The sequence below is a fragment of the Prosthecobacter sp. genome, assembly GCF_046154365.1.
In the GTDB taxonomy this organism is placed as follows: domain Bacteria; phylum Verrucomicrobiota; class Verrucomicrobiia; order Verrucomicrobiales; family Verrucomicrobiaceae; genus Prosthecobacter.
Genome location: NZ_JBJXFV010000122.1, coordinates 43,800 through 55,473 on the forward strand (window position 1 = coordinate 43,800; position 11,674 = coordinate 55,473).

General features: G+C 61.9%; 3 protein-coding genes. 2 read left to right on the forward strand and 1 reads right to left on the reverse strand.

The window, feature by feature from the left end; translation table 11 throughout:
- Positions 1 to 24: 24 nt before the first annotated feature.
- Positions 25 to 8,085, reverse strand: coding sequence for an MG2 domain-containing protein (locus ACKVY0_RS15920; protein WP_409215810.1), 8,061 nt, complete (start codon positions 8,083 to 8,085; stop codon positions 25 to 27).
- A gap of 108 nt (positions 8,086 to 8,193) precedes the next feature.
- Between ACKVY0_RS15920 and ACKVY0_RS15925 the strand changes: the two genes are divergently transcribed.
- Both ACKVY0_RS15925 and ACKVY0_RS15930 read left to right on the forward strand, forming a co-directional pair.
- Positions 8,194 to 9,438, forward strand: a complete 1,245-nt coding sequence (locus tag ACKVY0_RS15925) for a polysaccharide pyruvyl transferase family protein (protein ID WP_409215811.1) — start codon at positions 8,194 to 8,196, stop codon at positions 9,436 to 9,438.
- A gap of 42 nt (positions 9,439 to 9,480) precedes the next feature.
- The coding region (locus ACKVY0_RS15930) for a PSD1 and planctomycete cytochrome C domain-containing protein (RefSeq protein ID WP_409215812.1) at positions 9,481 to 11,674 on the forward strand (2,194 nt) is incomplete at its 3' end.

Consider the following 11,674-nt stretch of genomic DNA (forward strand, 5'->3'; position numbering starts at 1 on the left):
GCTGCATGCAATGCGCCAGTGTCCTCATTTCTTGAACGCCTTCTCGGCCTTCACGCCTTTGCCTTCGTTTTGCAGCTTGTCGAGCCAGACGGCCTTGTTGCCCGAGTTGCTGGCGTCGAATTTGCCCTTCACGTTGAAGAGATAATCGTCCTTGCTCATCGGCTTGCCTGAGGCGGGAGCGGCGGGCTGCTGCGTGGGCGCGCCGTTCGTCGGCGACAGCACGGGGGTGCGCTCCGCGACCTGCGGTGGCATCAGGCTGTCGGCGCTGCGATGAATGGCGTAACGATTCTCACCGAGCTTCACGACGACGGTCGCATGACCGTGGATGTCGCTCGCGCTGAAGGCACCGCGCGGATCGGTGCGGCCTTTCTGCGGCTGCGTGGTGCCGCTGCTGTCGTAGGCGGCGATGTCGGCATCGGCGACGTAGGCGTTGCGCGTCGTGTCGCGCACCTGCACGCGCACGCCGCCGTTGATGGCGTCTTCGTGGACCTCCAGGTCGAGCGTGGTGAGCAGCACGATGCCGCTGGTCATCTGCGAATCGCCCCGGCAGATCACCAGATACGCGCCTTCGTCTTTGAGCGGCAGCTCGATGCTGCGTTTCTTCCACGCGTAATCGAGCCCATCGCCCAGCGGCACCTTCATCTCGGCCTGCGGCGTGATACCGGAGAGGTTCACGCTGCTGACGCTGCTCAGATCCTTCTGCCGCTCCTGGAGCTTCATCAAATCGACGCGGTAGATGAGCAGCGCGGCCTCCTTCACGTTGCGGTGGTCGAGTTCGAGCTTCACCGGTTGTCCCGGCTTCACTCGCGTGGCATGCGGCAGCTTCACGCCCTTCTCCTGAAGCACGGTGATGGACTCACGCGCATCATCGAACTCGTCCTTTACCTTTTCATACCAGCGGATCGCCTCGGCGGCCTTGCCCTGTGCGTGATGAATCTGGGCAGTGATGTAGCGCGCGTTCGGCGCGTCTTCGCTGCTGCCTGCGGCCACCGGAGCGGCTGCGGCGAGCGCTTCGGGGAATTGATACTGCCAGAAGCGGCCGAGGGCGGTCATGTAATGGAAGTTGTTCAGGAAGCTGCTCTTCGTGAATGTTGTCGCGGCGTTTCCGGCGGTGGTCACGACGCTGGCGTAGTCCTTGAGATCAAAGAACACATTGGCGAGGCTGAACGCCGCATCGTCGGCGAGATCGTCCTTCGCATGCAGCGTCACAAAGCGGCGCAGCAAATCACGGCTGCGCTCCAACAGTTGGTTTTTCGTCCATTTCGCCGCGCCGGGCCGCAGCGGCACGCTTGCCGGATTCGCCGCCATTTCCTGGAAGCGCTGAGCGAGGCTGAATGAGGCCAGCAAACCGTCCGCGCCGTTGGGATATTCCATCCACAGGCTGGTTTGATGCTCGGCGCTGCCGGGGAAGTCACCGGCGGCTTCGAGTGCGGCACTCACGTTCGCATCGCTGACGAAGCTGCTGTCCATCGTGGCGCGATACACCAGCCACGCGCGTTCAAACTCGCCGATCTGGCGGTAAGCCACCGCCACTTTCAAAATTTTGTCGAATGAGATGACGATGTCGGGATGGCGTTCGCTCAGCGCCTCGAACAGCTCCACCACCTGCCGCGCGTCCATCTTGTCGCGTGTGGTGTGAATCCAGAGCAGCATGCGGGCGATGTCACGCTCATTGGATTTCAATCCTGCGTCGTTGCGCACGGCTTCGAGATGCGGCAGGGCGGCATCCAGGGCGTTTTCATCGAAGAGCAGTTTCGCCAGCACCAGGCGCTCATAACCATTCATCACATATGGGTCAGGGGAGGGCTGGCCCGGCTCCAGAATAGTCAGTTTGCCCTCGGGGCCGGCATTGAAGCGGGTTGGGCGGCAGGCATCACGCACGCGGGTGTGCGGGATGTGATAAGTGCCTGGATGCAGGGCGATGAGATCGTAGCTGATGTCCGTCATGACATCCGTGGAGAAGTGACGTGGAATGAACCACAGCCGCAGCATGCCAGGCAGTTGCTCCACGCGGGCCGCACCACCCACCAGCGAGTCCGGCACATACATGCAGCCGCCGGGCAACGGCTCATCAATGATGACGTAGCCGTTCTGCACCTGCTTCGGCGGCCCCAACTCCAGATTCACCCGAATACGCTGCCCATGTGCTGCGATGCGCACCGGAGAGCTTCCCGGCGCATCAATCGGCACATCATGATGCCGCAAATTCTCATGGAACCAAGAACGTCGCACCACCGAGGGCAAATCAGCGACGCGCACGGCTTTCACATCGACCGGCTGCTCGTTGATGAAGGTCGTCAGCACGATGGGCGTGCCCTTGTTGTCCTTCCAGCTCAGGCCGAGATGAATCTTGCCGTCCGCGCCCGGTTTGGGTGTTGGGATTTGAATCGTCTCACCCGAACCGACGTTCCGCGTCTCGCCATTCAGCGTGAGCTTCATCTCCTGCGCCTCCGGCGTCTGATGCATGCCGCTGCTGATGAAATGTTCGGCCAGCGCCGCTGTCCAAAGCCCCTGCACGGCCGACTGCGCCCCCAGATCGACGCCCAGCCGCTGCAGCAGCGCCTCCGCCGCTTTCTTGGCCAAGGCGGAGCTAGGTTCCGTCTTCGCCGCCGCATAAAGCACGATGGCGGTCGTGTCGTTATCACTGCTGAGGCGCGAGGTCGTCTTGCTGCCTGTCCACGCCGGATTTGCTTCGAGCGCCTTGAGTAGTTCCTTCGCCTCATCGACCCGATTCATGCGCTGGAAGGCCGCTGCCAGCCACGCGAGCGCCGGATCGTTCAGTTTGGTCCGGTCGCGATACATGCGGTTCGCCACCGAGAAGTCCGCCTCATTCACGCAGGCCAGCGCATGTAGAATGACCGCCGCTTTGTCCGGTTCATCGGGTGGAATGATCGCCAGCGCCTTCTTCAAATAGGCCGAAGCCGTCTTGATGGCGTCGTTCTCGACTTCAAAGCCAAGCGCACGCGCTTCAATCAAGGCCCACAGGCCAAGGCTGGTCACGACGCTGTCATGCTGCCAGGCCACGTCCTGCCAGGTCCAGCCGCCGTCGCGCTGGGTGATCTGAAGCTCGGAGATCAGAAGACGCATTTGTTCTTCGTTCGATGCTTTGCCAGCACGAGCGGCGGAAACGCGCTGCAACAAGCGACTGGCGGCCGTTTGCGACACGGACGGCATGCTTTGCAGCAAGGCGAGTGGCGAAGCGAGCACGGAGACTTGCAGGCGTTGAGCTGGAACCGCTGCGATCAATGCTTCGCCCGAAGCGGCGAGGAAATTCGCGGCATGAGTGAAGTGTGTTTCGCCGGCAGGCGTCACGATGAAATTCGCCGGCAGCGAAATCACTCCTTTGGCAGTCTTGGCAGATGCGGTGGCGATGCTCAGACCCGGCGATGCGGGCGCAGTGACCGCATCAAAGAAAACTTCAACGGTGCCGTCCGGCTTCAGGGTCACGCTGCGCTTCTGCATGCTGGCGGCTTCGAACGCAGCCTCCGCAGTCGTTTCACCTGCGGGCGCACCGTGGAGCAGCATGCGCGGCGTGAAGGTGTCGCCGGGACTGAGCGCATGGGGTGCCCGAACCTCGACATCAAAGTCGCGTTTCGTGATCATCTCCTTCTCCGCCTGCCCAACATGCGTCGTGACCGTGCAGCCACGGCTGGACAAACGCCATGCACCACCGACGCCGGGTGAGGTCACGCTTACCTTCACCTTGCCAGAGGCATCGGTGACGAGCGGGCAATACCATTGCGCATCCGGCGCGAAAGGTTTGCCGTGGTTGGGATGACCGTCGGCGGTTTGGAACAATCTGCCGATCATGGGAATGTCGTTAAGCCGCCTCAGTCGGGTCACGGGTTCATTCAAATCGACATAGCGATCACGGGTTTCAAACGCAGCCGGTGTCGTGGGTGTGTTCACGGCCCAGCCGCCGCTGATGGCGCCGGAAAAATTCAGAGTGTTCATCGTTCCACTGCCATTCGTCACCAGCACGCCACTACTGCCCAAGGCCACGGTTTGCCCGAGTTGCGGCAGTTGCGGCGGATCAAACTCGGCGGGGTAGGTGAAATCTCGCTGCACAAGCACTCGCGCACGTTGCTGATTATAGGCTGCCTGATTGTTCCAAGCACCGCGTTCGCGTCCCTCCATCTCGCGCAGACGTTCGACATGTGACGGCGTGGTGTTCGTGCTAGCGATGACGTTGCCGGATTCGTCTTTGGTGAGGACTTGCGAAGCGGCGCGATGCTCGAAACCGGCGTTGCTGCTGATGCGCAGGCTGGTGGCATGGCGCAGGCTGCCGTGGAAGAAGTCGTCGATGCTTTCGGTGTCATCCGGGTATTGCGCAAAGAGCGCGGCGCTGGCGAGTGCGAGGCTCAGCTCGGCGGCGACGGGTTTGCCGTTCGCATCGGTGGTGGTGAGCGTGATCTCGGTGGCAGCGCCGGGTTTCACGGGCTGGGCGAGTGTTTGAATTTCGATCTTGAGCGGACGTTTCACCGCGAAGCCACGGCGGGCGCTGTGCAGCTTGTCGCCGTCGAGGCAGGCGATGCTGACCTCGAAGTGCGGCCAATGCGCGGTGGCGACGGCGACAGGCAGGTCATTGTGCCCCGGAGCGAGCTTGATGATGCGATGCTCGATCATCTCCTCGCCCGCGAGCGTCACGAGCGCGAGTGGCGCGGCGATGCGGCTGTGAGCATCGACCTTGAGCGCGGCTCCTTCGTTGACCTCGTCATCGTCGCTGAACAAGCGCAGCTTCGTCGTGTCCTCGGGGCCGGAGGCTTGCACATGGGTGGTGATTTCCACCGCGTTTCCGCGTGCGTCGGCGGCTTGTGCGTGAAGCTGGTGCTGCACGGCGGATTGCAGCACCACGGTGGAACTGCCGACGCCGGTGGTGGCATCGGTTTCGATGACGAACTCAGCGATGCGCGCCGGTGCGCTGGCATTGGGGATGTAAACGAGTCCTGGCAGGCCGGAGAGCACGGGATTCGCCAGTTGCGTGTCGAGACGTGAGAGCGTGACCTTCACCGATGTCGCAGCCGGTTTGCCGCGATGATCGAGCGCCTTCACACGAATGAGCGCAGGCTCGTCCGTGAGCGCAGGTGCTGGCACGCGGTCCCACACGAGCCGCAGTCCAGCGCTCAAAATGGCGACTGTGTGCGGCACGTGGCGGCGGCGTGCGGGCAGTTCGGCGTGGAAGGACACAAAGCCGCCGGGTTGAAACGCGGTGGTCTCCTGGGTGAAGGCGAAGATGCCCTCTGCATCGGTTTTGCCTTCGAGGAGCCGCCCGTCCGGCATGCGGAGACGGACGGGCTCGTCCGCGAGTGGCGCACCCCACGAATAGCTCACGCGCAACGTGCCCTCGATGTGGTCACCACGGAAAACGGCCTCCGGTTTGGTCTCGATGACAGCGCTGATCTCCTCGATCTCGAATTCCTTCACCTCAAACCAAGCCGTGTGTGATTCATCGCCCTCCACAGCCTTCGCGGTGATGCGATAGTTGCCGACCGGCGTGCTGGCAGGCAGGGGGACGCTATGCGTGAAGCTGCCGAAGTCGCCGAGCTTCGACTTCATGCGGCGCAGCACCCGCCCGCCATCATCCGTGATGCTGATGTCATACTCGCGGCCCACGGGAACGCTGTAGGCGCCGTCCTGCACGTCGCGAATGATGCCGCGGAAGTGGACCGCATCGCCGGCGCGGTAGGCGGACTTGTCGGTGTAAAGGAAACCGCGTCGTGACAGCGCCACGCTGTCGCGATCCGTGCCGCCGCCGGTGATTTCCTGCGTCATGCCGCGAAGATTGAGCCGCTGGATCGCCACACCGGCATCGGTGAGCACATGCACGCAGAGATCGGCTGCCTCGCGGATCATTTCGCCACGCAGACGAAACACGCCATCCTTCGCCGTGCGGCCCTGGCCGATGATTTCCTTGCCGTTGCTGATCAGCACTTCCGCATCGGCCACAGCGCTGCCTTTGACGCGATCCTGCACGAACACGAGCGCCTCCGTCCACGCCGACTGCACGATGAGGTCGATGTCGCTGCGGATGACGATCGTGCTGGCCTGCCAGTCTTCGCCTTCGACGCGGATGAGGCACACGCCGGGCTTCGCATCGTCAAACGGCACGTCGATGGCCTGCTCGATGGGTTTGAGCCGCGTGTAACCGGTCACCGGCACTTCCCAGGTTTTGTCCGGCTGGATCAAATCGATGTCGAGCGAGCCGATGCCCGACTCACCATCCAGGCGATGCCGGCTGCGGAAAAAATCTTCGAGATTGAGCGTGTAGCGCGAGACCTTGAGCTTTTCGAGGTTGCGCACGTTCACGCGCACCTGCGCGGCTTCGTTCGTGCGGAAGGTGCGCGGCGTGCGCAGCGCCAGCGAGCGTTCCGGCATCATCGCGGCACGTTCGGCGGCCAGTTGCTTCCAGCCGCCCCAGTTCAGACGCTGAAACGTGTTCAACGCATCCTCATGCCGGTCCAGATGCTCAGCTTGAATCACGCCGGTGCGGTAGAGCACGAGCGAGGCCTCCTCGCTCTGCGGATGCTTGATGATGAGCCGCGCCCACTCGGCGATGGCGCTTTCAAACAGCGGCTTCGCACCCTCTTTGGCCTTCAATGCCGCCGCATAGTGCCACTGGCCGTTCAAGAACAGCAACTGTGCGCAACGCGCATCGAGCGGATGCGCGGCGATGAAGGCATCGAAGCGCTTCGTGGCCTCGTCGCGGTTGTCTGTCGCCACGGCTTCGAGGCAGAGCTGAAACTCCGCCTCAATAATCCGCGCCTGCGCCTGCTGCCAGAGGCCGCCATCAGGATGTTTGGCGATGTAGCCGCGCCATTGCTCGATGGCCTGCGGATAACGGCGTGCGGCGAAATGCAGTGCGCCGATCTGGAAGAACGCCATCTGCCGCCATGACTCCAGACGCTCCGCTGGTGTGCGTTTGTCCATCTCGTTCGCGGCGGGTGCGGGCCAGTCGGCACGATCGTAGAGCGCCTTGCAGGCTTCGATGGCCTCATCCGGCTTGTTTTGACCGATCAGGGCCTGCACCAGCGTCACCGCCGCCTCGGCGGATCGCGTATGCGCCGGATACGCTTTCAAAAAGGCCCGTAATGCCGCGACATGCTTCACGGGGTCGCCGGGGGTGAGCATCGTGCCCTGTTGCAACTGCAGTCGCTGAAAAGTGCCCTGCTGAACGTCTTGAACGTCCTCGCGAGTTTGCGCGATCTGTGGAGGATCAAATTCACGGTAAGCAGATGCGCCGTGACTGCGGCACAGCAGCCATTCCAGTTCGCCGATGTCCGGCTTCGTGCCTGCGGCGAGCGGTTTTGCCTGCCAGAGCTTGAGCATGTCCTCGGCGTAAACGCGTGAAGCATCACTGGCACCGTTGACGAGCAGGCTCTCGATGAGCATCGCCCGCACTTCCCAGCGACGCGCGCCGGTTTCCTTGGCGGGAGTCTTCGGCGGTGTGCTGCCGGTGAGGCCACGCCAGTCGGGATCGAACTCGCGCAGATACGCATCGCACGCGGTGGGGAACTCCTGGTGCTTCAAGATGCGCCGGATGATCGCCGCTGATTGAAACAGCAGGTTCTCACGCAACGTGGGCCCCGTTTCGAGTTCGAGCGCCTTGCGGTACAGCGCGAGCGCTTTCGCGTGGGCATCACCGCTCACGCTTTGGCCTGGCACGGCCGGTTTGGTGATCTCCTGTGCGAGGGTGACGAGCGCTGCGGCCAGGGTTTCTTTGCGCGTCGTCGCAAACAGCCGCGTGGCTTCCGCGCTGTAAATCGCCTCGGCCTCTTGATGCCGTTTCAGCTCGGCGAGGCACTGCGCTTTGAGAAAAAGTGCTTTCCGCTGCCACGCATGACCGGCGGGCACCGCGTCGCAGTCAGCGATAGCTCGGTCGTGCATTTTGGACTCGGCCCAGGCGACAGCGCGGAGGTAGTGCGCGTAGCCGGCGTCCTTTTCAGCGCCGATGGCTGTGTCGGTGAGCTTCACGGCGGCCTCGGCATAGCGCTGCTGTTGCAGCAGCAGGCTGGCGTCTTCGACAGGACCAGCGTGGAGTGTTTGAGTGAGCGCGAACGCGAGGATGAGGATGGTGTGGTTGTGCATGATGCCTCCAATGAATGAGGCATTATGCGCATCTTGTGTTGCGCATGGCAAGGCGCATGAAGTAGAAGCATTCAATTTACGCTCCGTTTACAATCACACCAACTTCCCATGAATCGCCGCCACTTCATCCATTCGGCCGCCGCACTGCCCTTTATCTCTGCCATCGCGGCGGAAAAGCCGAAGCGGCTCGTTTTGCGATCATCGTGGCAGACGGTGAACATCGGCGACATCGCGCACACACCGGGCGTGCTGGCGCTGTTGGAAAAACATCTGCCGGATGTGGAAGTGCGACTGTGGCCGAGCAATCTGGACAACGGTGTCGCGGAGATGCTCGCGGCACGTTTCCCGAAGGTCACGGTGATTCGCGGTGAAGCGGTGAAGACGGCCTTCGAGGAGTGTGACTTCCTGCTGCATGGCTCCGGGCCGTCGCTGGTGGCCGAAAAAGATGTGGTGAAGTGGTCGCAGGCCACGGGCAAACCCTACGGCGTGTATGGCATCACGTTCTCGGGCCAGCAGGCGTCCAAGGACAAGTCTAAGCCGGTGCCGAAGACCATCGATGTGCTCAGCGGCGCGAAGTTTGCCTATTTCCGCGACTCGGTGTCGCTGGAACTGGCGAAGAAGATGGGCTGCACCTGCCCGCTGATGGAGTTCGGTCCCGATGGTGCTTTCGCGGTCGATTTGAAGGACGATGCGAAGGCGGAGGCGTTCTTGAAGGCGCATGGGCTGGAGGAGGGCAAATTCCTCTGCTGCATTCCGCGCATGCGCAACACGCCCTACTGGACGCTGCCGGAGAAAAAGGCGGCGCTGGATGAAAAGAGGCACGCTCGTAACGAGGCGATGAAGGATCACGACGGCAAGCCGTTGCTCGATGCCATCGTGAGCGTGATCAAGAACACCGATTTGAAGATCCTGCTCTGCCCGGAGGACAAGACGCAGATGAAGATCAGCAAAGAGATGCTCTACGACAAGCTGCCGGAGGATGTGAAGTCACGCGTGGTCTGGCGCGAGAACTACTGGCTCACCGACGAGGCGATCAGCACCTACCGCCGCAGCGCCGGCCTGTTCGGTCACGAGATGCACAGCCCGATCATGTGCATCGGCAACGGCATCCCCGCCATCGTGTGCCGCTGGGCCGAACAAACGAGCAAAGGCTTCATGTGGCGCGACATCGGCCTGAATGACTGGCTGTTCGATCTCGACAAGGACGACGAACTCGCCCGCGTTGCCGAAACCGTGCTCGCCATGGCAAAAGATCCCGTCGGATCGAAGGCGAAAGCCGCGAAGGCGCGCGACTTCGTCATGGGCAAGTTCGCTGCCAGCATGGGTGTGGTGAAGGGCCAACTGCCAGCGTGAGTCTGCAATGACGGCGGCAGGCGTCGCGTTTATCTTCTGCTCATGAAGCCGACGCCTTTGCTTGCCGTTTTGCTGTTCGCCGTCCATGCGAATGGCGAGGACGGCATCGCCTTCTTTGAGGCGAAGATTCGTCCGGTGCTGGTGAAGCATTGCTATGAATGCCATTCGGCTGAATCCGGCAAATCGAAGGGCGATCTGATGCTGGACACGAAACAGAGCATTCGTGCGGGAGGCGAAACGGGTCCGGCGGTGGTGCCGGGTGATGCCGCGAGGAGTCTGCTGCTCTCGGCGATCAAGCACAGTGATCCTGATCTCGAAATGCCGCCGAAGAAGCCGCAGTTGCCAAAAGCGATCATCGCGGACTTTGAAACGTGGATCAAAGCCGGCGCGGCTGATTCGCGTGAATCGGCGGTGAAGGCGGCTGAGCGTCCGCCGGTGGATGTGGAGTCGGGGAGGAAGTTTTGGAGCTATCAAAAGCCGAAACTGATTGCTGGCAGCATTGATGGATTCATTGAAGCCAAATTGAAGGAGAACGGGTTGGTTCCTGCGCCTGAAGCGGAGCCGGTGGTGCTTCTGCGGCGGCTTTACTTTGATCTCATCGGCCTGCCGCCGACGCCGGAAGAAGTGGCGGCATTCCTGAATAGGTCACATGCGTCCTATAAGACCTATGAGCAAGTCGTGGACGAGCTTCTGCGCAGCCCACGCTTCGGCGAGCGCTGGGGCCGCCACTGGCTGGATGTGGCGCGCTTTGCGGAATCGAATGGCCGCGAGTCGAATCTGGCTTTCCCGCATGCGTGGCGTTACCGCGACTATGTGATCGACGCGGTGAACGCGGACGTGCCGTTTGACCGCTTTGTCACCGAGCAGATCGCAGGTGATCTGCTGCCGGCGAAGGACGATGCGGAACGTGCGCGGCTGCTCATCGCGACCGGTTTTCTCGCCTTTGGCCCCAAGGGGCTGAATGAGATGAGTCCGGCGCAGTTCGCCGCAGACGTGGCCGATGAGCAGCTCGACACGGTGACACGCGCGGTGATGGCCAGCTCGGTGGCCTGCTCGCGCTGCCATGATCACAAGACGGAGCCGTTCAGCATGGAAGACTACTATGGGCTGGCAGGCATCTTCAAGAGCACGCAGACCTTTTACGGCAACTGGATCGACTCCGAGAACAACAACCACGGCCACCTCATCCGTCTGCCTGATCTTCCTGGTCAGGTGATTCCGAACAAACCGTTGACGGCAGAACGCGTGAAGCAGCTCAAAAACGATCTGGCGAAGCTGAACCAGGAGGAACAGGATCAAAAGGAATACGCCATCAAGGCGAAGCTCGAAGGCCGCGACATCAGCGGCGAGTTCCACAAGCTGCTCACCAACGCAATCCGCATCCTGTGGACGCGCGGCGGGATTGAAGGCCAGCTTGAGACGGTGGATGACGCCGGACGCGCCCTGCCGCTGTGCATGGGCGTTCAAGATGCCAAACGCATCACCGACTCGCAGCTTTATGATCGCGGCGAGATCGCGCATCCGGTGAAGGCGGTGCCGCGTGGCTTTCCGCGTGTGATCGAGGTCCAAGGCACGGTTCCAAAGCAGCAAAGCGGCCGTCTCGAACTCGCGCAGTGGCTCACCAGTCGCGAAAATCCGCTGACGGCGCGTGTGATGACGAATCGTGTGTGGCGTCATCTGTTTGGCGCGGGAATCGTGCGCACCGTCGATAATTTTGGCTTCAGCGGCGAACGGCCAAGCCATCCTGAGCTGCTGGATTACCTCGCAGTTCGTTTCATGGACAATGGCTGGTCCGTGAAGACGCTCATCAAGGAGATCGTGATGTCGAAGACGTATCGGCAGGGGAGTGGTGGAGTGATGGAGAAAGGGAGTGATGGTCAGCACTCCAATACTCCATCACTCCAGCACTCCGCAGCGAATGCCGATCCAGACAATCGCCTCCTCTCGCGTGCGAACAAACGCCGGCTCGATGCCGAGGTGATTCGTGATTCGATGCTGGCCGTCTCCGGCGTGCTGGACACTTCGCGCAGGCCGGGATCACTGGTGTCGGAGCTGGATGGCCAGTCGGTCTCGCTCATCGGCTTCAACACCAAGCTGCCGTCCGATCTTGATGGATCGAAGCGTCGCTCCATTTATTTGCCGGTACTGCGGGATCACCTGCCCGACGTGCTGGAGCAGTTCGATGTGGCGAACCCCAATCTCGTCACGGGCGACCGCGATGTGACGAACGTGCCGC